At 53.0% G+C, this 26,013-nt stretch carries 24 protein-coding genes; 7 read left to right on the top strand and 17 right to left on the bottom strand.

Going from position 1 to position 26,013, the window contains the following annotated elements:
* Nucleotides 1–42: 42 nt before the first annotated feature.
* From AC6CHQ_RS15415 to mutY, 11 genes are all read right to left on the bottom strand, one after another.
* On the bottom strand, nucleotides 43–933 hold the full coding sequence (locus tag AC6CHQ_RS15415) for an ABC transporter ATP-binding protein (RefSeq protein WP_251240593.1): 891 nt from the start codon (nucleotides 931–933) through the stop codon (nucleotides 43–45).
* Between the two features lie 15 nt (nucleotides 934–948).
* Complete coding sequence (locus AC6CHQ_RS15410) at nucleotides 949–3,459, bottom strand: ABC transporter permease subunit (protein WP_498082009.1); 2,511 nt, start codon at nucleotides 3,457–3,459, stop codon at nucleotides 949–951.
* 567 nt (nucleotides 3,460–4,026) lie between these two features.
* On the bottom strand, nucleotides 4,027–4,917 hold the full coding sequence (nikC, locus tag AC6CHQ_RS15405) for a nickel transporter permease (RefSeq protein WP_498082008.1): 891 nt from the start codon (nucleotides 4,915–4,917) through the stop codon (nucleotides 4,027–4,029).
* A gap of 17 nt (nucleotides 4,918–4,934) precedes the next feature.
* Nucleotides 4,935–5,939: an ABC transporter permease gene (locus AC6CHQ_RS15400; protein WP_008300580.1), complete on the bottom strand. Its 1,005-nt coding sequence runs from the start codon at nucleotides 5,937–5,939 to the stop codon at nucleotides 4,935–4,937.
* Nucleotides 5,940–6,014: 75 nt separating this feature from the next.
* Nucleotides 6,015–7,637, bottom strand: coding sequence for an ABC transporter substrate-binding protein (locus AC6CHQ_RS15395; RefSeq protein ID WP_424237718.1), 1,623 nt, complete (start codon nucleotides 7,635–7,637; stop codon nucleotides 6,015–6,017).
* Entirely contained in the window at nucleotides 7,634–8,653 is a 1,020-nt protein-coding gene (locus AC6CHQ_RS15390; protein ID WP_424237719.1) for an ABC transporter ATP-binding protein, read from the bottom strand. The genes AC6CHQ_RS15395 and AC6CHQ_RS15390 overlap by 4 nt, the downstream gene beginning before the upstream one ends.
* Nucleotides 8,628–9,644: an ABC transporter ATP-binding protein gene (locus AC6CHQ_RS15385; RefSeq protein ID WP_092054749.1), complete on the bottom strand. Its 1,017-nt coding sequence runs from the start codon at nucleotides 9,642–9,644 to the stop codon at nucleotides 8,628–8,630. Before AC6CHQ_RS15385 ends, AC6CHQ_RS15390 begins: the two co-directional genes overlap by 26 nt.
* A 213-nt stretch (nucleotides 9,645–9,857) precedes the next feature.
* On the bottom strand, nucleotides 9,858–11,594 hold the full coding sequence (locus tag AC6CHQ_RS15380) for an ABC transporter ATP-binding protein (protein WP_281242838.1): 1,737 nt from the start codon (nucleotides 11,592–11,594) through the stop codon (nucleotides 9,858–9,860).
* A 78-nt stretch (nucleotides 11,595–11,672) separates the two neighbouring features.
* Nucleotides 11,673–12,218 (bottom strand): nucleoside tri-diphosphate phosphatase, encoded by a 546-nt coding sequence (gene ntdP / locus AC6CHQ_RS15375; RefSeq protein WP_092054755.1) that lies wholly within the window; start codon nucleotides 12,216–12,218, stop codon nucleotides 11,673–11,675.
* 137 nt (nucleotides 12,219–12,355) lie between these two features.
* Nucleotides 12,356–12,610: a gamma-type small acid-soluble spore protein gene (locus tag AC6CHQ_RS15370; protein WP_092054758.1), complete on the bottom strand. Its 255-nt coding sequence runs from the start codon at nucleotides 12,608–12,610 to the stop codon at nucleotides 12,356–12,358.
* A 163-nt stretch (nucleotides 12,611–12,773) separates the two neighbouring features.
* Nucleotides 12,774–13,826 (bottom strand): A/G-specific adenine glycosylase, encoded by a 1,053-nt coding sequence (mutY, locus tag AC6CHQ_RS15365; protein WP_092054761.1) that lies wholly within the window; start codon nucleotides 13,824–13,826, stop codon nucleotides 12,774–12,776.
* Nucleotides 13,827–13,936: 110 nt separating this feature from the next.
* Here mutY and AC6CHQ_RS15360 point away from each other — a divergent pair, with 110 nt between their 5' ends.
* A complete protein-coding gene (locus tag AC6CHQ_RS15360) occupies nucleotides 13,937–14,923 on the top strand; it encodes a metal-dependent hydrolase (RefSeq protein ID WP_092054764.1) in 987 nt (328 codons plus the stop codon).
* A gap of 257 nt (nucleotides 14,924–15,180) precedes the next feature.
* On the opposite strand, the gene AC6CHQ_RS15355 is transcribed toward AC6CHQ_RS15360, so the two are convergent.
* Genes AC6CHQ_RS15355 through recX form a run of 3 tightly spaced genes read right to left on the bottom strand, consistent with a single transcriptional unit; the run spans nucleotide 15,181 to nucleotide 16,596 of the window.
* Nucleotides 15,181–15,450: a YfhJ family protein gene (locus AC6CHQ_RS15355; RefSeq protein ID WP_092054767.1), complete on the bottom strand. Its 270-nt coding sequence runs from the start codon at nucleotides 15,448–15,450 to the stop codon at nucleotides 15,181–15,183.
* Between the two features lie 5 nt (nucleotides 15,451–15,455).
* A complete protein-coding gene (locus AC6CHQ_RS15350; RefSeq protein WP_092054770.1) occupies nucleotides 15,456–15,785 on the bottom strand; it encodes a YfhH family protein in 330 nt (109 codons plus the stop codon).
* A complete protein-coding gene (gene recX, locus AC6CHQ_RS15345) occupies nucleotides 15,778–16,596 on the bottom strand; it encodes a recombination regulator RecX (protein WP_092054772.1) in 819 nt (272 codons plus the stop codon). The genes AC6CHQ_RS15350 and recX overlap by 8 nt, the downstream gene beginning before the upstream one ends.
* A 111-nt stretch (nucleotides 16,597–16,707) precedes the next feature.
* Between recX and AC6CHQ_RS15340 the strand changes: the two genes are divergently transcribed.
* A complete protein-coding gene (locus AC6CHQ_RS15340) occupies nucleotides 16,708–17,607 on the top strand; it encodes a TIGR01777 family oxidoreductase (protein ID WP_498082007.1) in 900 nt (299 codons plus the stop codon).
* 48 nt (nucleotides 17,608–17,655) lie between these two features.
* Nucleotides 17,656–18,450 (top strand): polysaccharide deacetylase family protein, encoded by a 795-nt coding sequence (locus tag AC6CHQ_RS15335; protein WP_092054777.1) that lies wholly within the window; start codon nucleotides 17,656–17,658, stop codon nucleotides 18,448–18,450.
* A gap of 54 nt (nucleotides 18,451–18,504) precedes the next feature.
* On the opposite strand, the gene AC6CHQ_RS15330 is transcribed toward AC6CHQ_RS15335, so the two are convergent.
* Entirely contained in the window at nucleotides 18,505–19,674 is a 1,170-nt protein-coding gene (locus AC6CHQ_RS15330; protein WP_498082006.1) for an MFS transporter, read from the bottom strand.
* Nucleotides 19,675–19,756: 82 nt separating this feature from the next.
* Here AC6CHQ_RS15330 and AC6CHQ_RS15325 point away from each other — a divergent pair, with 82 nt between their 5' ends.
* The 3 genes from AC6CHQ_RS15325 to AC6CHQ_RS15315 all read left to right on the top strand — a co-directional run bounded on the left by AC6CHQ_RS15325 (nucleotide 19,757) and on the right by AC6CHQ_RS15315 (nucleotide 22,818).
* Nucleotides 19,757–20,143, top strand: coding sequence for an OsmC family protein (locus AC6CHQ_RS15325; protein WP_498082005.1), 387 nt, complete (start codon nucleotides 19,757–19,759; stop codon nucleotides 20,141–20,143).
* A 412-nt stretch (nucleotides 20,144–20,555) separates the two neighbouring features.
* Entirely contained in the window at nucleotides 20,556–20,735 is a 180-nt protein-coding gene (locus AC6CHQ_RS15320; RefSeq protein WP_092054785.1) for an SE1561 family protein, read from the top strand.
* Nucleotides 20,736–20,973: 238 nt separating this feature from the next.
* Nucleotides 20,974–22,818, top strand: a complete 1,845-nt coding sequence (locus AC6CHQ_RS15315; RefSeq protein ID WP_498082010.1) for a heavy metal translocating P-type ATPase — start codon at nucleotides 20,974–20,976, stop codon at nucleotides 22,816–22,818.
* A 27-nt stretch (nucleotides 22,819–22,845) separates the two neighbouring features.
* On the opposite strand, the gene AC6CHQ_RS15310 is transcribed toward AC6CHQ_RS15315, so the two are convergent.
* The gene (locus AC6CHQ_RS15310) at nucleotides 22,846–23,823 is read right to left on the bottom strand and encodes a YihY/virulence factor BrkB family protein (protein ID WP_092054788.1); all 978 of its coding nucleotides are present in this window, start codon (nucleotides 23,821–23,823) and stop codon (nucleotides 22,846–22,848) included.
* A gap of 26 nt (nucleotides 23,824–23,849) precedes the next feature.
* On the bottom strand, nucleotides 23,850–24,398 hold the full coding sequence (locus AC6CHQ_RS15305) for a hypothetical protein (protein WP_092054790.1): 549 nt from the start codon (nucleotides 24,396–24,398) through the stop codon (nucleotides 23,850–23,852).
* A 200-nt stretch (nucleotides 24,399–24,598) separates the two neighbouring features.
* On the opposite strand from AC6CHQ_RS15305, the gene AC6CHQ_RS15300 reads away from it, so the two are divergent.
* On the top strand, nucleotides 24,599–25,984 hold the full coding sequence (locus AC6CHQ_RS15300) for an alanine/glycine:cation symporter family protein (RefSeq protein ID WP_092054793.1): 1,386 nt from the start codon (nucleotides 24,599–24,601) through the stop codon (nucleotides 25,982–25,984).
* The last annotated feature ends 29 nt before the right edge of the window (nucleotides 25,985–26,013 follow it).

Raw genomic sequence — 26,013 nt, 5'->3', positions numbered from 1 at the left:
ACTCTGTCCGCGGTTTTAGTTTGTCTGGATTTGCTGATCCCGCTATTTGACTGCAGTTTCGGGTTCGCCAAATAACGTTCTATATCGGTCTTCCGCGCCAAACACGGTTTTTTCCCAATCACGAACAGCAATCCCCTGATCGTCAAGCAACCGGAAGATACGGTTAATGCTTGAATCACTTAAAGTCACAGTCAGCCTGTTGCCTTTTCGGTTTAAAATATTGATCCCGGCTTCCTTCAGGATTTTCTCTCCGTTTTCGGGATGATTGACTGTGAGGACATAGGATACTTTCTCAAGTGCCTTCAGGTCTTCCTGCTGCAAATGTCCATTCTTAAGGAACATCACATTGGAAGTGACCTTATCAATTTCAGAAAGATTGTGGGATGACAGCAATATGGCTGTCCCCTCCGCTACAAGTTCGAGAAGGAGGTTCCGCACTTTAATCGCATTTGTCGGGTCCAGACCGTTCAAGGGTTCATCCATTACCAGCAATTTTGGCTTATTCAAAATAGCCATGGTCAGAAGAAGCTGCTGCTTCATCCCAAGTGAATAGTTACTGACTTTTTTGTCAAGGTAGGAAATGGTTCCGATTCGCTCTGCCGCCGCCTTAATATCATCGGTGCGCAGTTTCTGGACACTTGCGATGAATTGCAAATGATCGTAGCCTGTCAAATATTCATAGAGCACCGTATTGTCCTGCATATAGGAGAACTCCTGGAAGACCTTATAATCCCTGTTCGTTTGCCCGAGAATTTCAATCGCACCCACGTCAGGAGTAATCAGGTTTGCGATGATATTCAGCAATGTCGACTTCCCCGACCCGTTCGGGCCCACTAGCGCAACGATGCAGGGTTTCTTGATGGCAAAGGAAACACCGTGCAACACTTTCTGCTTACCATATGACTTTCCAATGTTCTCCACCGACAAAATCATCTTATTCACCTTCATTCATCCTCGTTTGATTTTATAGCCACTTCTTAAGAAGCAGTATCCTGCAACCACCAAAATGACTATAGATAAAGCCATTACCACGGCACCGGTCCAGAAGCCGATGGATGGTTCGTTCAGTTCCGTAGCGAGTTCTCCGTTTAATATTCTTCCCGCTTCCAGATAAGTGAACGGAAGGTAAGCTGCCATTTCCTGCAAGGTCGTTCGTGCCATATAGAAACCGCCTCCTGCCAGAAGGAATGTTAAGGCCAGCACTGTTGCTGTATGCCGGAAGAAAATCGATAGAGCAATGGACAAGATAAGAAGAAATGCAAGCGACAGAAGCGATAGGACAATTCCCTGCCACACATAGTCACCAAGCGGAATAAAACCGTATCCGTAACCCGAAGAACGCATTCCGCCGTAATCCGGGCCGGAAGCAATCTTCTCCGGGACATAATAGAGGATTGGATAGGACCAGTCACCGAACCGGTAGAATATCGTACCGAGAAGCAGGATCAGTCCATAAAGTCCCGTCATAGAGGCTGCAGCCGCAATTACGGCGTTCATCGCTTTGCCCATAAACACGGAAGAGGGATGGACTGGCTGCGTCAAAAGAAAATCGATCGGCCTCTTCTTCCCTATCTCTGCCGCAAATCCTCCCCCCAACAGAAACACAAATAAAAGAATGGGTAAAAGGTACATGGCAGATGATAATAGATGATAGATGGAGAACAACCCGCCCGCATCCACTTTCCGGTTCTCCGCCTTCCATTGGCGCCGCTCCTTCTCATGATCCCCCCAATTATCCCGGACAGATACGGCAAGCTCGCCGGGAAAGACCGGAGCGACATCATGCTCCATCATCCATTCTTTCTCTGCCAGTGATACATCCTCATTGAATGTACCGATGCCCACAGGTGCGGAACCGCTTCCGACATTATAAAAATTTCCAATTGTCATCCTGTAAGAACTGAAAATCGTAAAGAACTGATTGGCATAGAATCGCCGCCAATCCCTTTCCTCAAATGCCTCGATCTTATCCAACTCGATTGAATGGCGGACTTCATACATCCTTGAGGTTTCCCTCATGTCATCCGCCGGGGTGCGATTGTTTTCCCCACTGTTTCCTGCGTCTGTTTCCACTGACATTTGCTCGGCCTCTTCCGCCCATTTCAAGAGTTCTTTTTTTAAAGACAGATTTATTTCAGCTTGTTCTCTTACTCGGTCAAAATATGTCTCACGGTGCTTTTCAGCAGACTCATGTAGCAAATAATAACCAAATGATATTGCCAATAATAGTAAGATGAGTCCCTGTCTAAATAAACCCAGCCTTTTCACTTTTCTCCACTCAAAGACAGCGAGTTTAACAGCATTCCGCTTTCCTGCGGTTAACTTCTCTCCTGAAAACCTTCGAAGGCTGGCTATGCGGTTCTCTGTCGAGCTGACGGGAGTGAAAAGAGCCAGGACAAGAAGTATTGCCGAACAGGTCAATGAGACAGCTACAATCTTCCAGTCTGAGCCATTCGGCATGGAATAGACAATTTCAGTCCAGCGCAGCGACGTGAATGCATGATAGGGAAACGGTATCAAATCTGCCGTTACATACCCGAGCAATCCAATAAAGAAAGTGATCGATAGGGCCGGGAATGAGTAGACTGTGCGGATGCCGACTAAAATTGATAAGGTGAACAGGAAAATAATGCTGCAAGCAAAAATAAGAACTCCCCTTCCCAGCCATGCCGAGAATGAAATGATAGAGAACCCTTGATCGTCACCTACAACAATCGGATAGAGCCACTCAACCTTTCCCCCTCCCAAAAGAATCGGGAGTAGTAGAGTTGTTCCTATGGCTATAAAAACATAAAAAACAACGACAATCAGCAATGAGACAAACTTCGAGAGTAAAACTAGCCGGCTGTGCAAGGGTGTTGACCGCAGTAATCGCCATGTATGACTTTCCCGTTCCATTACTTCAATATTTCCGAAAAGAAGAATTAAAAGGGCGAGCCCCGGCAAACTGAATAAGAAGACACTTGTATCCTTCAGAAACAAATGTGGAGATAAGGGGTATTGTTCATTTTCGTACGCAATCCCATGCTCCACCATCCATTTAGTTTTTGCTTCTGCAATCTCAAGTTTTAACCCTTCAAGAGAATCAAAGGTGCCGCCATGCTCCTGATAATTCCGTACTCCTTTTATGAATGCCTGTTCAAATTCAGGATAATCGCTCCAATTTTCATGATAAATCTCATTCCGCCATTCATAGAGAGTCCTGCTGACTTCTGATAATGCCTCCTGCCTCATTTCCAAACCGGGAAGAGTTCCTGATTCCAGTTCTTCCATTAGTCTTTTCTCTTCCACTTGAATGGATGATCGGTATTCATCTGTCTGAGCAAAGGCTTCTTCTTTCCAATTTTCCTGTGATTCTCGATTTGATATGTAAACAACGATAATCACAATTAATAGAAGAGTTATCAATAATACTATTTTTCTGCTTCGCCAAATTTTCTTTAATTCGAATGTCAGCAAATCCAAATCCTCCGTTGATGAAATTTAATCAAGGTCATCATCGAAATAAAGTCATTCATCGAATGATGTGATACTGACTAACAAATAGAATGCCTGGGGTCACCAGGCATTCTATATAACTCTATTAATAAAGTGGATAAGGAAGCGGGCTCCTAAAAAGACGTCCTTTATAAACATGCACACCTAATGAGTAACCAGCGTATGGTAAATATCCACGATATAGCGTTCCGCCTTGATTAACAGAATAAAAAAATGGCATCCCCAGAATAAGTTGATCTTTGCACAGTCCAATTTATGGTGTCTGCTGCCGCCAAAGTTCCTACATTCCCACTGGTTGATTGAGAGTTTGCAGATACAGGAGAAATAATCAACAAACAGCCAACTAACAAAGCACCCATAAAACCACTTATCCTTTTCATATTTTCCACCTTCTTCCTTGGAAAATATTATAACAAACAATTAAATTTTATTTAATAGTCTTATTTTATTATTTTTTGTATTTTCAAATTATTTTAGCTTTCATTTAATAAGACGGACCATCTTCACGGTCCGTCTTGGAGATTTTATTCAACTCTTCATCTTCGGATCCAGCGCATCCCGCAGGCCATCCCCCATCAGATTGAATCCAAGGACGGTCAGCATGATGGCGAGTCCCGGGAAGATCATCGTCCACGGGGCGTCACGAAGGTAGTTGCGGGAATCAGACAGCATTTTGCCCCATTCCGGCGCGGGTGCCTGGGCGCCGAGGCCGAGGAATCCGAGTGCTGCCGCCTCGAGGATCGCCGTGGCGATTGCAAGCGTCCCTTGAACGATGACCGGGGCCATCGAGTTCGGAAGGATGTGTGAGAACAGGATCCTGGAATCCTTCATGCCGATCCCCTTCGCCGCCGTGATGTATTCATCCTGCTTGATGCTCAGCACCCTGGAGCGGATGAGCCGCCCGAAGTTCGGGATGTTGATGACGGCGATCGCAATGAGCGCGTTCTGGAGCGACGGTCCGAGAACGGAAACGATTGCAATCGCAAGCAGGATCGACGGGAACGCAAGCATGATGTCGAACAGGCGGGAGATGATCGTATCGACCCAACGCCCGTAATACCCTGCGATGATTCCGAGCAGGCTCCCGACGACCACCGAACCGATCACCGAGAAGAACCCGACCCAGAGCGAGATCCTCGCCCCGTGGATCACCCGTGACAGGATGTCCCGGCCGAAGTCGTCCGTTCCGAACCAGTGTGAAGCGCTAGGTGCCGCCAGGCGGTTCGCGATATCCTGCTCATTGATGCCTTCGGGCGCGATCAGCGGCCCTGCAAAGGCGAGCAAAACAAACATCAGGACAATCACCGCGCCGAAGAGGGCGGCTTTGCTTTTCCTGAAACCGCTCCAGGCCTCTTTCCAGGGGCCGGCCGCTTTTTCCTCCGGTGCCCGGGGAACCGGCTGTGTGACTGTTTCAGACATGGCGCATCCCCCTTTCCTCAGTCATACTTGATGCGCGGGTCGACGACACTGTAGAGGATGTCGACGAGCAGGTTGATCATGACAAAGATAAATGCGACGACGAGGATGCCGGACTGGATGACCGGGTAGTCCCGGAAGCCGATCGCATCATAGATATAGCGGCCGATCCCCGGCCATCCGAAGATCGTCTCGGTCAGGATCGCCCCGCCGAGAAGGATCCCCATCTGCAGGCCGATGACCGTCAGCACCGGGATGATGGCGTTCTTGAGTGCATGCTTGTACACGACGAGCGACATCCGCTGCCCCTTCGAGCGTGCCGTCCGGACAAAGTCCGAGCGCATGACTTCAAGCATGCTTGAGCGTGTCATCCGCGCAATGATCGCCATCGGGATGGTCGCAAGTGCGATTCCCGGCAGAATCAGGTGCCTGATCACTTCGCCCAGCTGGTCAAAGCGCCCCTGGATGATCGTATCGATCACATAGAGGCCAGTGATCGCGGTGACGGGATTCCGCACTTCCTCGCGGCCGGTCGTCGGCAGCATGTTCAGCTCGATGCCGAAGATCCACTGTTCCATGAGACCGAGCCAGAAGATCGGCATCGACACCCCGATCAGGGCGATCACCATCGCTGCGTAATCGAACCACGAGTTCTGGAACCAGGCGGAGATGATGCCCGCATTGACCCCGACGATGACCGCGATGATCATGGCGAACACCGCAAGCTCGATGGTCGCCGCCAAGTATGGCCAGATCTCCTGCGCAACAGGCGACCGGGTCCTTAGCGACTCGCCCAGATCCCCTGTCAGGATGCCGGCGAGAAATTCAAAATACTGGGTATACCACGGCTGGTCAAGGCCGAGCTTGGCTTCAAGCGAGGCGACCGCTTCAGGCGATGCCTGCTGGCCGAGGATGACCTGCGCCGGATTGCCCGGAATTGCCCGGATGATCATGAAGACGATGAATGTCATGCCGAGAAGCACCGGGATCAGCTGCAGCAGCCGCTTTCCGATGTATTGGAGCATGGTTACCACTCCCTGAGTTCAGATTCTATGAATGGGAAAGGGGAAGAGGCGGTCACGCCCTTCCCCCTCCTTTCATCAGTTGAAGTCGACGTTGCTCAAGATGTCCGAACCCGTCGGATGCGCCTTGAAGCCGGTGATGTCCGCAGAACCCGCAAGGAGCGGTGTGGAGTGCGCGAGCGGCACCCACGGCGCGTCATCATGGATGATTTCCTGGGCCTTGGCATAAAGTTCGTTCCGTGTGTCTTCATCGACTTCGGTCTGTGCCTGGATCAGGATCTCATGAAGCTCTGCATTGTCGTAGTACGTATAGTTGTTGCTGCCGATGTTATCTCCATCAAGAAGGGCATAGATAAAGTTATCCGCATCCCCGTTGTCCCCTGTCCAGCCGAGAAGGAATGCATCCGCTTCCCCTTTGCTCGCTTTTTCGAGGTACGTGGCCCACTCATAGGAGACGATTTCAGCTGTCACGCCGATATCGGCAAGGTTCTTCTGGATGACTTCCGCCACCTTCGCGCCATCCGGCATGTACGGGCGAGGAACCGGCATTGCCCACAGTTCCATCTCGAAGCCGTCAGGGTAGCCTGCCTCGGCAAGGAGTTCCTTCGCCTTCTCAGGGTCGTACTCATAACCTTCGATACTGTCGTTGTATGCAGGGATCGACGGCGGGATCGGGTTTTTCGCCGGCTCTGCCGCGCCCTCGAAGAATGCGTCGATGATCGCCTGTTTGTCGATCGCGTGGTTGAATGCCTGGCGGACAAGCTTATCGCCGAATGGCTCACGTGTCACGGTCAGTCCGAGGTATCCGATGTTGAGCGACGGGCGCTCAAACAGCTGCAGATTATCGTCATCGCCGATGGTTGCCTGGTCGGATGGGTTGATGCCGTCAGCCAGGTCGATGTCACCTGTAATCAGTGCGTTGAGACGGGCACCGTTATCCGGAATGGAACGGAAAACGACGCGGTCCAGCTTAGGAAGGCCTTCCTTCCAGTACTCTTCGTTCTTCTCGATTGTGATCGAGTCATTGCGTTTCCACTCGACAAACTTGAACGGCCCGGTGCCGACCGGATTTTCCCCGAAGCCATCGGAATCCGCTTCGAACGCTTCCGGGCTGCCGATGCCGAACATCGTCATCGCGAGGTTTTTCAGGAATGGTGCCTGCGGGCGTTTAAGCTGGAATACGACCGTGTAATCGGAATCCGCCGTTACGGACTCGATCACATGTCCTTCATCGTCCTTGAAGCCACCGAACATGGACTGGTAGTAAGGGAACGTGTCCGCATCACCGTTTGCCCATCGCTCGAAATTCTTCACGACCGCTTCCGCGTTGAAGTCTGTACCATCATGGAATTTGACTCCCTCTTCAAGCTGCAGCGTATAGGTCAGGCCGTCTTCCGACGCTTCCCACTCCTTCGCCAGACCAGGCTGGAGCGTTGTATCCTGTTCCCCGAAATTGATCAGTGTCTCAAAAATATTGGCTGCCACTTTCATCGACTCGCCGTCCGTCACGCGGGACGGGTCGAGCGAGACGGAGTCACCGCCGCGCCCAAAGACGAGCGTCTTGCTTCCCCCACTGCTCTCGCCTGCGTTTTCGCCTTCAGTCTCCCCTTCGCTCCCGCTGCCGTTGCCGGAATTGCATGCAGCGAGGACCATGGAGACGATCAGCAGGACGGCAAGCGTCCATAATTTCCCCTTTTTCACAATGACCCCTCCGTCACTAGTGTTTTATTATCATCGCCGCGTGCTTCCTCGGCATAGAGGTGGCACGCGACAGAATGACCGGTTTCCTGTTCCGACAATGCCGGAACTTTCGACTTGCAGACTTCCATCCTGAACGGACACCGCGAATGGAACGGGCAGCCCGGAGGCGGATCGGCCGGGCTCGGAATATCTCCCTCAAGGACGATCTGCTCCCTGACAAATCCTGGATCCGGCACGGGCACCGCAGAAAGCAGTGCCTGGGTGTATGGATGGAGCGGCTTTTCATAAAGCTGATCGCTCTCCGCAATCTCAACGATTCGGCCGAGGTACATGACCGCGACCCGGTCGCTAATGTGCCGGACAACGCTCAGGTCGTGCGAAATGAAGATGTACGTAAGCCCGAATTCCCGCTGCAGATCCTGCATCAGGTTCAGCACCTGGGACTGGATCGAAACATCAAGTGCGGATACCGGTTCATCCGCAATGATCAGCTTCGGGTTCGTCATGAGCGCCCTCGCAATGCCGATCCGCTGCCGCTGTCCGCCGCTGAACTGGTGCGGATACCGGGTGGCGTGGTAGCCGCTCAGCCCGACAATCTCGAGAAACTCCCGGACCTTCCGCTTCCGTTCTTTTGGATCTTTCACCCCGTGCACGAGCAGAGGCTCCTCGAGGATTTTCCCGATCGTATGACGGGGGTTGAGTGATGCGTAAGGGTCCTGGAACACCATCTGGATGTCCCTGCGCGTCTTCCTCATCTCCTCGCTGCCAATAGCGGTCAGTTCCTTGCCGTCAAAGACGACTTTCCCCTCGGTGGGCTCCAAAAGCCGCATGAGCAGCCGTCCCGTCGTCGACTTTCCGCAGCCCGACTCGCCGACGATGCCGAGCGTCTCGCCCGGCATGACGGAGAAGCTGACACCGTCGACCGCCTTGACCTGCCCCTTCACACGGCCGAGCGCCCCCTTCCTTACCGGAAAATGTTTTTTCAGTCCCTCAACCTTCAGCAAGGGCTCCTTCATATGCGCCCGCCTCCTTTCCCTCTCTTAGGAAGCAGCGGGCCCGGTGGCCATCACCCGTTTCATATAGATCCGGGTCATCTTCCAGGCACCGGCCGAATGCATAAGGACAGCGGGCCGCAAACCTGCACCCCGTTTTGATCGATCCCGGACGCGGGACATTCCCGGGAATGGGATCGAGCCTTTCCTGCTTAAAACGCATGTCCGGTACAGATTTCAGGAGCCCTTCCGTATAGGGGTGCTGCGGATTCCTGAAAATCTCCCGGACCGGCCCTTCCTCGACCACCTTGCCGGCATACATGACGATGACCCTGCTGCATGTTTCCGCGACGACTCCGAGGTCGTGCGTAATCAGAAGGACCGCCGTGTCCAGCCGCTCGTTCAGATCTTTCATGAGCTTCAGGATCTGCGCCTGGATCGTCACATCCAGCGCAGTCGTCGGCTCATCGGCGATCAGCACTTTCGGCTCACAGATCAGCGCCATCGCAATCATGACACGCTGGCGCATGCCGCCCGACAGTTGGTGAGGATATTCATTCATGATCTCTTCAGCGCGCGGAAGTCCGACGAGCCGGAGCATGTCGATGGCTTTGCCCCTCGCCGCTTTTTTGCTGATTTTCCGGTGGATGCGGAGCGGTTCGACCATCTGATCGCCGATCGTGAACAGCGGATTCAGTGAGGTCATCGGTTCCTGGAAGATCATCGCGATTTCATTGCCGCGGACTTTTCTCATTTTCCGTTCATTGAGTTTCAGGAGATCCGTACCCCCATACAGGATCTCCCCTCCCGTGACTTTTCCCGGCGGGTTGGGCACAAGCCCCATGACCGAGAGCGATGTGACACTCTTGCCGCAGCCGGATTCCCCGACAATCCCGAGCACTTCACCCCTATACAGGTCGAAGTCCACTCCGTCCACTGCCGGAACGACTCCACCGTCGGTGAAGAATGACGTGCGCAGCCCGCTCACCCCGAGCACTTTCTGTCGGCTGTCCATGCCGTCTCCCCCTTTTCTCTCTTTGCAGGTTTTTGCATCCCCAAAAATTGCAGGCGCTTTCATTTTTCTGATGATTCTGCGTTCTCTTATTATACAAATCCCGCTGTGAGATTCAAGGCTTTCTTTGGAAGTCATACCTCTTACTTGATGACAAAAGTCCCTGATCGACGATAAAACCCGCTTCTCTGCTGAGAAGCGGGCTGCAAATGAATGTTATTGTTCAGGTGTGCCAAGTTCCTGTACCTGGAACAAGTCGTGATAGATACCGCCCTGACCGATCAGTTCGGCATGGGTGCCGCTTTCCTTCAGTTCACCGTGGTCGATGACAAAGATATTGTCAGCGTGTGTGATCGTCGAGAGGCGGTGAGCCACAATGATGGTCGTCCGATCATGTGCAAGGCGTTCCAGAGAATCCTGAATGAGCGCTTCGCTTTCAAGGTCGAGCGCGGATGTCGCTTCATCAAGGATCAGGATCGGCGGGTTTTTCAGGAATACGCGGGCAATTGCAATCCGCTGTTTCTGCCCGCCGGAGAGCTTGACGCCCCGCTCCCCGACTTCAGTGGCATATCCTTCAGGAAGCCCCATGATGAAGTCGTGGGCGTTCGCCGCCTTTGCAGCCTCGATCACTTCTTCATCGGTGGCATCAGGTTTACCCATCAGGATGTTCGATTTGACGGACGCACTGAACAGCAGATTATCCTGCAGGACGATTCCGATGTTTTTTCTGAGTGATTGGACTGTCACATCGCGGATGTCCTTTCCGTCGATGCGGACCCCTCCGCCCGTGACGTCATAGAATCGCGGAATCAGACTGATGATCGTCGACTTTCCGCCGCCGCTCATGCCGACGAATGCGACCGTATCGCCAGGGCGGACGGTGAGATTGATGCCTTTCAGCACATCTTCGGCCTCTTCCTCATAGCGGAAGCGGACATGGTAGAACTCGACCTTGCCCTTGGCTTCCGGCATGACGGATGCTCCCGGCCGGTCGGTAATGTCATACCCTTCATCCAGCAGTTCGAATACGCGGTCCATTGATGCGACCGACTGGGTAAGCGTCGTGGACGAGTTGACGAGCCGGCGGAGCGGGTTGTACAGACGGTCGATGTAGGCGATAAACGCGACCATCGTCCCGATTGTCAGGTCTCCGCCGATCACATGCCAGCCCGCATAGGCGATCACAAGCAGCGGGGCAACATCGGTGATCGTGTTGACGACGGCAAACGCCTTCGCGTTCCACTTGGTGTGGTCGATTGCGGCATCGAGGAACTCGCCGTTCGTCTCATCGAACAGGCCCTTCTCCCGCTTTTCCAGGGAAAAGCTTTTGATGACACTCATGCCGGATACTCGTTCATGCAGGTAACTCTGTACGTTTGCAAGCGCCTGGGAACGCACTCTGGTGAGCTCGCGGAGGCGGCCGAAAAAGTACTTGACGCTCCATGCGTAGAACGGGAAAGCGAGAAGTGTCACGAGGGTCAGCTTCACATCCATCGTCAGCATGATGCCGACCGCGATCAGGATGGTTGCCAGGTCGAGCCAGACGTTCATGAGGCCGATCATGACAAAGTTCTTTGTCTGCTCAACATCGTTGATGACCCTGGAGATGACCTCACCCGCACGTGTGTTGGAATAATACTTGAGGCTCAGTTTCTGCAGATGTTCGTAAATTTTGCTCCGGATGTCAAAAAGGATCTTATTGGACGTGTATTGGGCATAGTACTGCCGGAAATACTCGACCGGCGGCCGGACGAGGAAGAACAGCAGGATGGTGCCGCCGAGCCACCAAAGCAGCTGCTCGCGTTTTTCCGCGGCAGTCAAGGTGTCCACGATGATGATATTGTCGATGACGATCTTGATGAGATAAGGGATAAAAAGCGGGATTGCGAATTTCAGGATCCCGATAAGTAGCGTCAGGATAATCATCCAGGTATAAGGTTTAACGAATTTCATGTACCGTTTCATGCTGCCGATGCTGCATCATCCTTTCAATAAAACAACGGAACAGCCCGCCCGTTTCGGGGCAGGCTGTCATTTCCGTGTCTGGAACTGTTTCTGGAATTCATAACGGGATGTCCAGACGTCGATAAAGTCAGGTGCGAAAGGTCCGCGCCGCTGCTTGATCCATCCGATCAGTTTATCGACGTTGCGCTGCAGGATCTGATCGATGACGTCAGGATAGTTCATTTTCGCCTTATGGTCTTCGTACTCGTCCTCATCAAGGATGTTGTAGGACATGTCCGGAAATACTTTCACGTCCAGATCATAGTCGATGTACTTGACCGTATTGTTATCGAAGACGAAAGGAGAGCTCATGTTGCAGTAATAGTAAACACCATCGTCCCTCAGCATGCAGATGATATTAAACCAATGCTGCGCGTGAAAATAGACGATGGACGGCTCTCTTGTCAGCCATGTCCGGCCGTCGGATTCGATGACCAGCGTCCGTTCGTTTGCACCGATCACTACATTGCGCGTCCCTTTCAGCACCGTCGTTTCCTGCCAGACCCGATGGATTTTCCCATCATGCTTGTAGCTGTGAATCTGGATCGTTTCCCCTTCTTTCGGGTTTGCCATAATCAACCCACCTTTGTCTGACGGCTGTTCGGAATGTTTTTGTATCGTTCTATTATATCAATGAACCCCTGAAAGCGAAATCAAAAAGAGCCGGCAGGGCAAATTGCCCCGCCGGCCGGTGGTTTCCATCCATTCCGTTATTTGTTGAAGCGATTGTTCGCGCGACCAGAGTTTTGCTGCTTTTTAGCTTCAGACTGCTGGTTTTGGCGACGAACCTGCTGCACGTCCGTTTCAGAGCCGAACTCTTCGTTGCGGATCTGTTTACGGACTTGCTGGATGTCCGTCTCAGTGCCGAATTCTTCGCGCTGAGGCTGCTGCTGGTTATTGCGCTGGTTGTTGCGTTGGTTGCGCTCCTCCTGCTGGTTACGCTGCCTGTCGTTGTTCTTCGTCATGGATTTCTCACCTCCGTGCTCAATATGATGGCTCGGAGGCGACTGGAATATTCAACTGGTTAATATTTCATTTTCAACAAAACAGGCTTTTCGGACGAACGTTCGCTTTCACAGCCAGCGTGTACATAATCCGCCTCCCGAAAGTACCGCCGGACGCGCTTGCTCAGACCCCGAGTGCCGCCCTCACCTTTTTCGTCGGATTGGGTAAAGTAAGAGCATCGAGATCCTCAGGCAGGAACCAGCCGCTGCGGTCTGCCGGCGTTCCAACTTCAGGGACGGACGCGGTGTAGGCCGTAACCTCCCAGATCCGGTGGGTGAACACATGGCGGAAACGGACCGCTTCTTCAAGCGTACCGACCGATAAACCGTGGCGTTCAGAGATGATGCGGACGGCTTCTTCCGGATCTCCGGTTTCCGCTGTCGGGAACTGCCACATGCCTGCGAGAAGCCCTTCATCCGGCCTTTGCTCCATGAGCCAGCGGCCTCCACTATCTTGGAGGACGATCACGGTATGCGGGAAGGACTGCTGCTTTTTCTTTTTGGATTTGACCGGCAGCTCTTCTTCCCTGCCTTCATGATAAGCACCGCAGAATTCCCTCACCGGGCAAAGGAGGCATTTAGGCCGCCTCGGTGTGCAGATAACAGCGCCGAGTTCCATGAGCCCCTGGTTAAACGAAGATGGATCCTCCTTGTCGATGAGGTCCATGACCGCCTCTTCAAACAGCCGGCGGGTCTTCGGCTTGGCGATATCGTCATCGATCAGCAGGATCCGCGACAACACACGCATGACGTTTCCGTCGACCGCAGGCGCAGGAATGCCGTAGGCGATGCTCATGACCGCTCCTTCCGTATACGGCCCGACGCCTTTCAGCTTTCCGAAACTTTCCGGATCGGCCGGTACTTCGCCATAAGTTTCATAAGCTTCCCTGACCGCCGACTGCAGATTGCGGGCCCGCGAATAATAGCCGAGGCCTTCCCACATTTTCATCAATTCATCTTCCGGTGCATATGCAAGTTCTTTCATATCGGAAAAACGCTCGGTGAAACGGGCATAATAAGGGATGACCGTGTCGACCCGCGTCTGTTGAAGCATCACTTCAGAAATCCATATATGATACGGGTTACGGGTGCGCCGCCAGGGCAGGTCGCGCTTTTCTTCGCGATACCAGCCGGTCAGCGAATCCCTGAATCCTTCTTTCCAATTCAACGGCTTCACGTAATGCCTCCTGTTCGTGTTATGCTACGATTACGCTGAAACATTCAAGGGTATATTATTGTGTATATACCGGACTTCAACGCGTCCGGCCAGAAAGGGGGATGGCGCAGTTGGACACTGGAACCCATATCGTCATGGGACTTGCGCTGTGCGGCCTGGCACAGGCCGACCCTCTCGTGGCGGAACATGTGTCGACGGCGACTGCCGTCTATGCGGGACTTATGCTCGGTTCACAGGCACCGGATGTGGATACCGTCCTGAAACTCAGAAACAACGCGGTCTATATCCGGAACCATCGGGGATTCACCCATGGGATTCCGATGGTCCTCGCCTGGCCGCTCATCATCTCGCTCCCCCTCTCGCTGATCCTGCCGGAAGCCAATCTTCTCCATCTATGGCTTTGGACACAGCTTGCGGTCTTTCTCCACGTGTTCGTTGACATTTTCAACTCCTACGGGACGCAGGCGCTCCGGCCGTTCTCGCAACAGTGGGTGGCACTCGGCGTCATCAACACCTTTGACCCGATCATTTTCTTTGCCCATATCGCGGCTTTGACCGCATGGTTTTTCGGGGCCGACCCGGTGCTGACGATGCTGATGCTGTATGCGTTGCTGACGCTTTACTATATCATCAGGTTTTCCGTCCAGACGGCAGTCCGCCATGCCGTCCGGAATACCATTCCGGATGCAGGCGACATCATCATTGCGCCGACGATGCGGTTTTACCAGTGGCGGATTGCCGCATGCTCCGACACTCACCACTACGTGGGCCGGGCATACGGCCGCTCCATCACCATCCTGGATAAATTCCCCCGCAGGCCGATACCGGAAAATGATCTCGTCAAGGTCGCTTTCGAAGACCCGAATTTCAGGGCATTCATTGCGTTCTCCCCGATTTACCGGTGGGAGATCACCGACCTCGGGTCCGTCTGTGAAGTGCGGCTGATCGACCTGCGCTACCGCAGCAAAGAATATTATCCGTTTGTCGCGGTTGCCCATATCGACGAGGACATGGAGATCCGCAACTCCTTCACCGGCTGGATCTTCAGTGAGGATAAGTTAAGGAAAAAATTAAGTTTCGCTCACGAAGAGGGCTGAAAACAAAAGCGCAAGCGCCCGCAAAGCAACGTACAAACTGGAATCCTTCTAAATGAGATAAAGGAAACACGGTGAGGTACGAACCGATGTTGACTTATCGCAGTGGAGAAGAGTGAAGTTTGCCAGTTGTTGGGCGCTGGAGCTGGATGTGGCCAAACGTGAATAATATGATTCGCAGAGTAAAGTTTTAGAATTCCCTTGGCTGCATGGGAAACCGCCGGACCGGGATGGCCTGGCGGTTTTTTTCGTGTGCGGATTCAGTGAAACGTCCCATCTTCACCAAGCAGTTCCCTGATTCTTGGGTTGGAGGCGACAAATTCGTCTAGCCGGCCTCCGTATGCATCGATCCATCTCAGAATCATCTGGGCGGACTGTTCTTCGTCCATCAGTCCGTACCCCGCCTTAGCATAGGAGGATTCGATGTCGGACACCATGAGTTCAATCCAGGTCCTCGCACTGTGTGCAGATAACTGGTCATTGCTTTCCATCAGTCGGGCAGCCAGACGTTCGGTCATATCCGGTGACATCCGGATCACTTCCCTTTCTTGAGATTCTGGAGCATCGAAATCGGCAATGCCTCTGTATGAAGTTCTCCGCCCAGGCGGTGGCCCCAGGCAAAGCGCCCTTTCAGGTAGTCCACCTGGAAAAAGTTCCCCTCATCACCGAGGATCCGGTACACTTCCCCAGGGATGATCTCTTTCGGGTCCATCATGTAAGCCTGCGCCATGAGGGCTTTCCTTTCGTATACCGCGAATTCATTAATGATGCCGAGCTGCTCGGCTTTGCGCGCTTTTTCTTTGAGACGGGCAATTTCCTGCCTGAGTTCATGCTCCGTCATCTCGCTATAGTTTTTCTCATTCATCTTCCGTTTCTTCCTCCTTAGCTTCGATGAACCGGCTGATCCGCTCCAGCGGTATTCCTTTCTGGTACATCGCCTGCTGCACGCGGCGCCGAAGTTCTCTCCCGCTGTGTTTTCTGCTGTATGTGCGCCATGCTTTTTCGCCCGTTTTCTCAGTCAGCTCGTCCCATGCCTCTTCTTCAGGCTCTAGCTCAGAGCCGATCCGCTCGATCGCCGTACTGATGACATCATAGGAATAACCCTTTCTCATCAGTGAATCCTGGATTTTCTGGCGGATCTGCTGAGGTGTCTTTCCGGATGAACGCGCAGCGACTTTCCTTGCCAGCTCTTCTGCCAGCTCCAGCTGTTCTTCCCCGGAAAACAACTCGAGCGCTTTTTCCTGGAGATCTTTGCTGATGCCTTTGCGGGCCATTTCCTGCCGGATCGCTCCGGGGCCTTTTTTGGCGGTTCGCTTGCGGGTCTCAAGCAACGCCTTTGAAAACGAATCATCATCCAGGAATTTCTGATCCTTCAGCTTACGGATTGCTTCAAGCGCGACCGCCTCACCAAATCCTGCCGCCATCAGTTTTTCCTTGACCTCATGCTCGCTCCGCATTCGGAAGCCGAGAAAGTGGAGAGCCTTATTATATGCTTTTCGTATTTCATCGCCGAAGATGATTTCGTCAATCTCCCAGTCGTCGAGCACCTTCCCCTTGGTCAGGCCAAACTGGATCAGCACCTGCTCATCGGCACTGAATGAATATTTTCCATCAAGGAATATATTATATCGTTCCGCATTGTTTTTCTGCGTGGAAATCTTGGTGATTTCGGGCATTTGCCGTACCCCCAGTCTTCCTTCCCATTATACCTGTTCGGCGGGATTCCTTCACTCATGCGGCATATGAGCGAAAACGGGTATACTGGTCAGAAATGGAGGGATGCGGATATGAGAGTGGCCATCGCGGGTGGAAGCGGATTTCTGGGTTCAGTCCTTATCAGATTACTGGAGGAAAACGGTCATGAGGCCATTATTTTGACAAGGCATCCGGACACTTCCGGCAATATCCGCATGGTCGGATATCTAAAGGACGGAGCCTTTCCTGAACGGGAACTAGGCGATATCGATGCCTTCGTCAACCTGGCCGGCACCTCGATCAATGCAGGCAGGTGGACGGAGCGACGGAAACAGGACATCCTTTCAAGCAGGATCGCAGCGACAAACGAAGTTATCAGGATCATCCGGGCAATGGAAAAGAAACCGGAAGTGCTTGTGAATGCAAGTGCTGTCGGTGTTTACCCGACGTCTGAAACCGCGATCTACAGTGAGGAAGGTCAGACCGGCAATGACTTTCTCGCGGATGTCGTGAAGACTTGGGAACACCGCGCATCTGAAGCCGGAAAAGAAGGTGTCCGGACCGTATTCATGCGTTTTGGCGTAATCCTTGGAAAAGATGAAGGGGCACTGCCGCTGATCGCCCTTCCCTACCGGTTGTTCGCCGGCGGAACAATCGGTTCCGGACGCCAGTGGGTCAGCTGGATCCACGTGCTTGATGCCGCACGTGCCATCCTTTTTGCGATCGAAAATAAGCAGGTTACGGGCCCGGTCAATACCGTCGCCCCCAATCCGCTCCGCATGAAAGAGTTTGGCAAGACGGTCGGCCGCGTACTCGGCAGGCCTCACTTTATGCCGGTTCCCGCGTTTGCTCTAAAAACGGCACTCGGGGAAAAAAGCCTTCTCGTCCTCGAGGGCCAGCGCGTCGCGCCAGCCAAGCTCGGCGCCCACGGTTTCCTTTTCCGATATCCTGAAGCGGAAGATGCACTCCGCGATATTTTTAAAAAAGAATAACCTGACGGATCCTGCGCAACCTACGAGAAAACGAAAGGTTGCGTTTTTATGTTCAGAAACCACATCGCCGGTTTCGCGCTGGCTGCGGTGCTGATTGCCGTTGGACTCGTGATTAGCCCCTTCACGGCAGAGGCCGGTGAGTTCCACTGGGGTTTTAAAAAGGCGACAGACGGTATTCCTCCGGATGCAGGCGCGGAGATGAACACTCTCCTCGAAAAAAACGGCGCCCTTTATAAAGGATCACCGGAGAAAAAGATCATCTATCTCACATTCGACAACGGCTATGAAGCAGGATACACCGAGTCGATCCTCGACACTTTAAAGAAAGAAGACATTTCGGCGACCTTCTTCCTCACAGGGCATTACCTGGAGAGCGCCGGAGACCTCGTCAAACGGATGGTCAAGGACGGCCATACAATTGGCAACCACTCTTACGGACATCCGAACATGGCAAAAATGTCACCGGCGGAGATGGAAGCCGAATGGAAAAAGTTCGATGACCGCCTCAAGGAGGTCGCCGGCGTCAAACGGACACATTATGCCCGGCCGCCGGAAGGCATCTTTAATGAGCAGGTGCTCAAGACCGGCAATAAGCTCGGCTACCGCCACATCTTCTGGTCAGTCGCATTTGTCGACTGGCACAGGGACCGTAAGCTCGGCGGCCAGTATGCTTACGGCGAGCTGATGAAACAGCTTCATCCGGGTGCCGTCGTCCTCATGCACACCGTCTCTCCTGACAACTCAGACGGACTCCCTGACTTTATCCGGGATGCAAAAAAGCAGGGCTACACATTCGGCACGCTGGACGAACTGGTGGAAGAGGCATTCATGCCGGACCTGTAAGTGAACAAGCAAACGGCAAGGACATTGGCGTCCTTGCCGTTTCTTTGGTCCCTATCACACCGCCGTTTGCTTCGGTTTCGTCTTCCCAAACAGGAATATGGCGAAAAGCGCTGCGACGAACAGCGAGATGAACGTCAGGTAGCCCGTACTTGATTCAACAATGATACCGCCCAGGATCGGCCCTGCAAGACTCCCTATGCTGAAAAAGATTCCGCACAGGAGATTGCCCATCGGCAAAAACGGCTTGGGCGTGAGGTCCGTCATGTAGGCGATGCCAAGCGTGAATGTGGAACCGACGAGCATGCCGGCAATCATAACCCCTGCCAGAACGCCCCATTCGCTGCTTCCGGCCAGACCGCCACCGAAAAATGCACCTGCCCCGCCGATCATGGCCAAAAGCAGCACATTGCGGCGGCCGATCCGGTCACTCAGCATTCCCAGCGGGATCTGCGACAGGATTGCACCTACCGAGAAGGACGCCAGGATGACCGAGACCATGCCGACATCGATCCCCGTCCGGAGGGCATACACCGGGTAGATGGCATTAAGTGAAGACTCCAGGAACCCGTAGCCAAACGGCGGGATAAATGCGACCCATGCGTACTTCATCGTCTCCAGCAACCTCTTGTGGATCGGCATCGCCGCCAGCTTTTCCTGTGCCGCATCAGGGTAGTCATTGTTCAAGAAAAAGACAAGTGACCAGGCAGCCAGACAGAGGACACCCGAGATGATGAACGGCAGCCCCTCGAAAATTCCGATGAGCGGCACGAAAAGCGGGCCGACCGCAAAGCCTGCACTGAACATGAGCCCATAGACGGCGATATTGCGCCCGAGCCTGGCCTGAGGCGAGGTGCTCGTAATCCATGTCTGGGTCGCGAAATGGAGGGCATTGTCCCCCATTCCGATCAACAGGCGGAGGAAAAACCAGAACGACACGCTTTTATATAGAGGAAACAACAGCAGCGCCAGGAAAACAGTCAGACCGCCCACGACAATGACAGGCTTATAGCCGAACCGCCGGAGCGGCGCTTCCATGAACGGGGAGATGAGCAAGGTCCCGATATAAAGAGCGGTCGCGTTGAGTCCGTTCAGTGTGGAGGAGATCCCGTCCTGTTCGAAAATGACAGAGATCAGCGGCAGGAGCATCCCCTGCGAGAACCCTGAGATGGACACGATAATGACGAGTATCCAGAATCTTGTCCTTCCAGATATTGTTGCAGCCAATGACAAAGCCTCCCGTGCCGTCATTCCATTCGAATCCGGCAGTAAAATCCTGTACAATTCTATCATACAAGGAGGGATCCAGATGAAGTATTCCATGACTGAACACGGTTTTGAGACCACCACTCAGTTCGGGACGCTGACCGTCTCGGCCAAAGATGAATACGGTTTCCGGCCTTACCAGCTGCTCGTCTCATCGGTGGCGGTTTGCAGCGGAGGAGTGCTGAGGAAAGTGCTCCAAAAAATGCGTATGCCGGCTGAGGACATCCAAATTGAGGTGAAGGAAGTCCGCCGTAATCCTGAAGTCGCCGATCGTGTGGAAAGCATCCATCTTCACTTTACAGTCAAAGGGCAGGACATCGATGAATCCAAAATGTCCCGCGCCATGGAGCTCACGGCTAAAAACTGCTCGATGGTCCAGTCCGTCAAAGACTCCATCGATATCCGGGAGACCTACGAGATCATCCGCTGATTTGCCTAAGACACAAGAAAGCCCAGTCCCTCCGGTGTTCCGGACGGCTGGGCTTCAGCTTTTATAACACCTATTTAAATTGTCCATTTTATCGCATCCATGGGGCACGTTCGCCCGTGAAATGTCCGAATCCCCTCCTTCGCTTTCGTTCAGGATTTCAATTCCGACTTTTTCACCTTGGCCTCCCCTCTGTTTTAAGGTTAAGTAGATGTTAACACGTTATTTAATTTTTGTAAATATTCTATTTATATTTTTTTTACAAATTCTTTTTATTTAATTTCTCTTCCTCGGGCATCGGCGACCGGGCCGCCGGGTAAAGGGAAAGATAAGCTTAACCTGCAGCTTTTCATGACGGGCGTTGATTCCCTCGCAATTTCCCTTTAAAATCAACTTTAGGAATTGAGGTGTACTGATGGAACCGAACGAACACAAGCAGCAGATGGACGTGCTGAAAGAACGGCTCAGCGACTTTCTTGACACGCTTGATCACCTGGAGCCGGAAACGGCCGATCTTGAAGAGATCGACCGGCTGATCCTGATGATCGATGAAATCGACGCCAAAGTGGCACAGCTTAAAAGCAGCGAAAACTGAAGCCGGGCAAAAACCGTGCCTCTGGAAGATGCCAAATGGTAAAATAAACTTATCAAAACGAGCCACAGCACCAAAAATAGGACGAAAGCTGGTTTCCCGACATGGGAAGCCGGCTTTTGTGCTATATGGGGAACTTTGATAACCACTCTCATTCTCATTGATAGGAGGGATTCTGTTGACAACCGCCAATCCGGCCGTCCACGCAAGCAAGGAACGTTTTTCTTGGCTGAACGGAGAAATGATCGCAGCATTGAGTTCAGGCATCCTGATCCTCATTGCTTACCTTGCAGGCGCAGCAGGTTTTGACACGGTCTCGGCCGGTATCTTCATCATTGCATTTGTCGTAGGTGGTTTTGCCAAGGCGAAAGAAGGCATCACCGAAACGATACGGAACAAAACACTGAATGTGGAAATTCTGATGATCCTCGCCGCAATCGGTGCGGCTTCCATCGGCTATTGGACAGAAGGCGCAATCCTCATATTTATATTCGCGGTGAGCGGTGCGCTCGAGACATACTCCATGGAAAAAAGCCGCAAAGAGATTTCCGCCCTGCTCAATCTCAAGCCGGAGGAAGCCTGGCGGCTGAAGGATGACGGTTCAACTGAACGCGTCGGTGTGGCGGACATCCGGGTCGGTGATTTTGTCCTTGTCCGCCCGGGTGAGCGGATTCCGGTCGACGGAAGCATCCTTAGCGGCATGAGTTCAGTCGATGAATCCGCCATCAGCGGTGAATCCCTGCCTCTTGAGAAAGGGCCTGACCACAAAGTGTTTGCCGGAACGGTCAACTTGAGCGGTGCGCTGAGCATCAAAGTCGACAAGCACAGTTCAGAATCCCTTTTTCAGAAAATCATCGACCTTGTGGAATCGGCACAAAGCGAAAAGTCGCCATCCCAGCAGTTTATTGAACGCTTTGAAAGTATCTATGTCTATGCCGTTCTTGGTGTCGTTGCTTTGATGATGGTCCTGCCCCATTACTTATTCGATTGGGACTGGACTATGACCATCTACAGGGCGATGGTACTCTTGGTCGTCGCATCCCCTTGTGCGCTCGTTGCTTCCATCATGCCTGCGACATTGTCCGCAATCTCCAACGGCGCCAGCCATGGGGTTTTGTTCAAGGGCGGCACCCACCTGGAAAGCCTCTCTTCCGTCAAAGTTATCGCCTTCGACAAGACCGGCACCCTGACGGAAGGACGCCCTGCTGTAACCGACCTGATCGTAATGGATGGCCTTGACAAGACCGAGACCCTCTCCATTCTCAGAACGATCGAGTCACTTTCCGCGCACCCGCTAGCTGTGGCTATCCAGTCATTTGCGGAACAAGAAGGTGCCGGATTGCTGAAGGGCATCGAAATCCGTGACATTCCGGGCTCAGGACTGGAAGCAGATTGGGAGGGCAAAACCTACCGCGTCGGCAAACCCGGCTTCGTCGGCAAAGCTGAAGCTGCCGCTTTTGCAGATGGCGCACTGGAACGGCTTGGGAATGAAGGGAAGACAGTTGTCTTCCTCCGCGACGAACATGGCATTCTAGCTCTGGCTGCACTAAAGGACACGCTTCGCCCAGAAGCTGTGCAGGCTCTGAACTCCCTTCGGGCCCTTGGCGTCCGGACTGTGATGCTGACTGGTGACAATGAACAGACGGCACGGGCCATCGCAGAAGAAGCCGGAATCGATGAATACACCGCGGAATGCCTTCCGGAGACGAAAGTGGCCAGATTGAAAGAACTTGAGAAAACGTACGGAGCTGTCGCAATGATCGGGGATGGAATCAATGACGCGCCTGCACTCGCCACCTCAACAATCGGAATCGCCATGGGTGACGGTACGGGAGTGGCTCTCGAGACAGCGGATGTTGTCCTCATGAAAAATGATCTGCGGCGACTGCCCTATGCCCACAGGCTCTCCGGCAGAATGAACCGGATCATAAAGCAGAACGTCATTTTTTCAATCTCGGTGATCCTTCTGCTGATCATGTCCAACTTCCTGCAGGTCATCGACCTCCCGCTCGGCGTACTCGGCCATGAGGGCAGTACGATTCTTGTCATCCTCAATGGCCTCAGGCTGCTGAAAAACGGTGACTGAAACAATAAAAAAGCGGCGTTGCCGGGGTTATGTCCCGACAGCGCCGCTTTTGGCTTTCGCTTCTTTTTCTTCCCGTCTTTCCTGCGTAACAGCATTTACTTGTCCGCCGAGAATCAAGATGATTGCGGAGAAGTACATCCACACCATTAAAACAATGATTCCCCCGATGCTGCCGTACGTGTTTGAGTAGTTGGCGAAGTTCCCGACATAGAACGAGAAAGCCAGTGAGGATAGAATCCAGCCGACTGTGGCGAAAACCGCTCCAGGTATTGCATCCCTGATCCTGATCTTTGCGTTGGGCACCAGCCAGTAGATCAGCGTGAACACCACGAAGATGAGGAGAGGCGGAATGGTCCATCGAATGCTGTTCCACACTGTCAGAAATGCTTGATCAAGCCCCATGTAAGAGAAAATCGTGCGGCCGATCTGCTCACCGAATACCGGCAGGACCAGTGCCACCGCAACCACCGCGATCAGCATCAGCGTAAAAACGATAGACAAAGCACGCTTCTTGATGAATGACCGCTTCTCAACCGAGAAGTAGGACTGGTTCAACGCACGGGTCAGCGCATTCATGCCGTTGGATGCAGACCAGATCGTCCCGATGATACCGACCGAGAGCAGGCCGCCGCTCCGGTTGTTCAGCACCTCGCCCAATGTGCTCTCGACGATGTTATATACATTCGTCGGTGCATACTCTTTGATAAAGTCGAAAAGCGCCGATTGATCGATGTTCAGGTAAGGCAGCAGCGTCAGCATGAAGATGAGGAGCGGAAACAGCGAAAGCAGAAAGAAGTAGGCGAGCTGCGAGGCGAGCCCGACAACATCCACCAGCTTGATCCTGGTGACCAGCTCCTTAAAGAAACCCTGACGCGTCGTTACATCGAAACGGTCAAGATCGCCCTCGTTTACATCTGCAACAAACCCCATCACTTTGTCTTTGAGGCTGTCGTCACCGCCGTCCGGCTTTTCCGAACCTGGGCTCACCTTCTTGTTATCCGCCATCTGTCATCCGCCCCCTTTTCCCCGCATCAGTTTTTCTGGGTATACTCCTGTGCTTCGCCGGCAACCTGTCCTTCACGGTATGCCTCTTCCGGCACGAACGTGCCCTTTGACGTGCCGCCGTCTGCCGCACCGCCGTCGACCTGTCCTTCCGCATAGGCTTCATCCGGCACGAAAGTCTCGTCAGTGCCCGGATGGCCGCCCTTGATTGCTTCTGAAGCCATCTGCTTGTAGTCATCCTTCGCTTCCATGACAGCGTCCTTCGAATCTACAAACGCCGTCTTCGTGTCATCCACAAGTGTCTTCACGGTCGGAGTCAGCTGCTTCAGTTCTGCTGCCTTTGACTGAAGGTATTGTTTGTCCGAATCAAATTGCTCATAAAGTGCTTTCAGCTTGTCAGATTTGTCCTGGATTTTCCAACGCAGGACATCCGGGTTCTTCATGTAATATTTTGCGTCATCACCGAGCCCTTTGGCACGGCGTGACATTTCGGAACGGGTCGTTTTGTCGAACATGCTGACGACCGCACCTGCGAGCGCGCCGATGAGTACCAACTTTCCAAACTTGCTTCCTGCCATCTGCAATCCCTCCATCACTTTTGTTTAGTCAATTTGCATACTCCATTATACCCTCACATTTCCGGGTACAAACAATCAGCCCCGGCGCCCATTTTTTAAAATAGGTCTTGACTGCAAGCTGGAACTTTCGGAATATTAGAGAAAGGGGTGATATAGAACAGCTGCCTCTAAAAAAACAGGAAACAAAGGGGGAACGGAAAATGGAAGCAGTAGAGAATCTGTTGGGCTCGCTCAGCAGCCTGGTTTGGGGGCCATGGCTGCTTGTACTGCTCGTCGGTACGGGAATCTACCTCACGTTCAGGCTCGCATTTATTCAGGTACGGTTACTTCCTTATTCTCTGAAACAGGTATTTTCCCGCAAGCATGACAAAAAAGCGGAAGGCGATATTTCACAATTCCAAGCACTGATGACCGCCATGGCAGCGACTGTCGGAGTCGGCAACATCGTCGGGGTCGCGACTGCTGTTGTGCTCGGCGGACCGGGTGCGATCTTCTGGATGTGGCTGGCCGGATTCTTCGGAATGGCCACCAAGTACGGTGAAGCGATCCTCGCCGTAAAGTACCGGACAAAAGATGCCAACGGCCAGATGGCCGGCGGGCCGATGTACTATCTCGAACATGGTCTGAAAGCACGCTGGCTCGGAGTAAGCTTTGCCTTGTTCGGCACACTTGCTGCTTTCGGCATCGGGAACGGAACCCAGTCCAAAGCAGTAGCAGACGCCATGAACATGAACTTCAACACGCCATACTGGGTCACAGGCCTAGTCCTGATGATTGTTGCAGGACTCGTCATCCTTGGGGGAATTAAGACGATCGGCCGGGTGGCAGCATTCTTCGTTCCGATCATGGCTCTTTTCTACTTTATCGCCGGCGCCATTATCATGGTGACGAACTTCGAACTCGTTCCGGGTGCATTCGCTACCATCTTCTCGCATGCATTTGGTGTTGAGTCGATTGCAGGCGGCGCTGTCGGCGCAGCCATCCGCTTCGGTATTGCCCGCGGCCTCTTCTCGAACGAGGCAGGCCTCGGATCCGCTCCGATTGCCGCTGCCGCGGCACGCACGGATATGCCTGGCCGCCAGGCCCTAGTCTCAATGACGCAGGTTCTTTTCGATACTTTAATCATCTGCTCCATCACAGGCGTGACCATCGTGATGTCGGGTACCTGGCAAAATGAAGGCGCAGAAGCGGGCACGCTCACGGCAATGGCATTCGGCACATTCTTCGGGGATGCAGGCCAGTATATCGTCGGCATCGGCATCGTGTTCTTTGCCGCTTCCACCATTTTCGGATGGGCCTATTACGGTGAGAAATGCTTCCAGTATCTTTTCCCGAATCCAAAATTGCTCAAGTTCTACCGGCTGGTGTTCGTGGTTGTTGTATTCTTCGGCGCTACCGCGACACTTGATGTGGTCTGGCTCTTCTCCGATGTTATGAACGGCCTCATGGCCATCCCGAACCTGATCGGTCTCCTCGGCCTGTCCGGTGTCATCGTTGCAGAGACCAAGCGTTTCCAGAAAAAGATCCAGGAAGAAAAAGAGGCTGCACTGGCAGCTGTTCCTGCCGTCGACTCTGCAAACGACTAATCTGTGATTTAAACAGCCCCGTGTGCTTC

This window comes from Bhargavaea sp. GQ12 (assembly GCF_059758705.1).
Note: the sequence above shows the minus strand (reverse complement) of the source record. Positions and strands in the feature narration are given on the sequence as shown.

Bases quoted from the DNA above. Each gene is read 5' to 3' on its own strand.
- AC6CHQ_RS15370 (WP_092054758.1), bottom strand. From the start codon at position 12,610: ATGACGAAGAACAACGACAGGCAGCGTAACCAGCAGGAGGAGCGCAAC.
- AC6CHQ_RS15310 (WP_092054788.1), bottom strand. From the start codon at position 23,823: ATGGCGGATAACAAGAAGGTGAGCCCAGGTTCGGAAAAGCCGGACGGC.
- AC6CHQ_RS15385 (WP_092054749.1), bottom strand. From the start codon at position 9,644: ATGGACAGCCGACAGAAAGTGCTCGGGGTGAGCGGGCTGCGCACGTCA.
- AC6CHQ_RS15320 (WP_092054785.1), top strand. From the start codon at position 20,556: ATGGAACCGAACGAACACAAGCAGCAGATGGACGTGCTGAAAGAACGG.
- AC6CHQ_RS15415 (WP_251240593.1), bottom strand. From the start codon at position 933: ATGATTTTGTCGGTGGAGAACATTGGAAAGTCATATGGTAAGCAGAAA.
- AC6CHQ_RS15325 (WP_498082005.1), top strand. From the start codon at position 19,757: ATGAAGTATTCCATGACTGAACACGGTTTTGAGACCACCACTCAGTTC.
- AC6CHQ_RS15400 (WP_008300580.1), bottom strand. From the start codon at position 5,939: ATGCTCCAATACATCGGAAAGCGGCTGCTGCAGCTGATCCCGGTGCTT.
- AC6CHQ_RS15340 (WP_498082007.1), top strand. From the start codon at position 16,708: ATGAGAGTGGCCATCGCGGGTGGAAGCGGATTTCTGGGTTCAGTCCTT.
- AC6CHQ_RS15315 (WP_498082010.1), top strand. From the start codon at position 20,974: ATGATCGCAGCATTGAGTTCAGGCATCCTGATCCTCATTGCTTACCTT.
- AC6CHQ_RS15305 (WP_092054790.1), bottom strand. From the start codon at position 24,398: ATGGCAGGAAGCAAGTTTGGAAAGTTGGTACTCATCGGCGCGCTCGCA.
- nikC (WP_498082008.1), bottom strand. From the start codon at position 4,917: ATGTCTGAAACAGTCACACAGCCGGTTCCCCGGGCACCGGAGGAAAAA.
- recX (WP_092054772.1), bottom strand. From the start codon at position 16,596: ATGCCCGAAATCACCAAGATTTCCACGCAGAAAAACAATGCGGAACGA.
- ntdP (WP_092054755.1), bottom strand. From the start codon at position 12,218: ATGGCAAACCCGAAAGAAGGGGAAACGATCCAGATTCACAGCTACAAG.
- AC6CHQ_RS15380 (WP_281242838.1), bottom strand. From the start codon at position 11,594: ATGAAATTCGTTAAACCTTATACCTGGATGATTATCCTGACGCTACTT.
- AC6CHQ_RS15335 (WP_092054777.1), top strand. From the start codon at position 17,656: ATGTTCAGAAACCACATCGCCGGTTTCGCGCTGGCTGCGGTGCTGATT.
- AC6CHQ_RS15350 (WP_092054770.1), bottom strand. From the start codon at position 15,785: ATGAATGAGAAAAACTATAGCGAGATGACGGAGCATGAACTCAGGCAG.
- AC6CHQ_RS15390 (WP_424237719.1), bottom strand. From the start codon at position 8,653: ATGAAGGAGCCCTTGCTGAAGGTTGAGGGACTGAAAAAACATTTTCCG.
- AC6CHQ_RS15300 (WP_092054793.1), top strand. From the start codon at position 24,599: ATGGAAGCAGTAGAGAATCTGTTGGGCTCGCTCAGCAGCCTGGTTTGG.
- AC6CHQ_RS15355 (WP_092054767.1), bottom strand. From the start codon at position 15,450: ATGTCACCGGATATGACCGAACGTCTGGCTGCCCGACTGATGGAAAGC.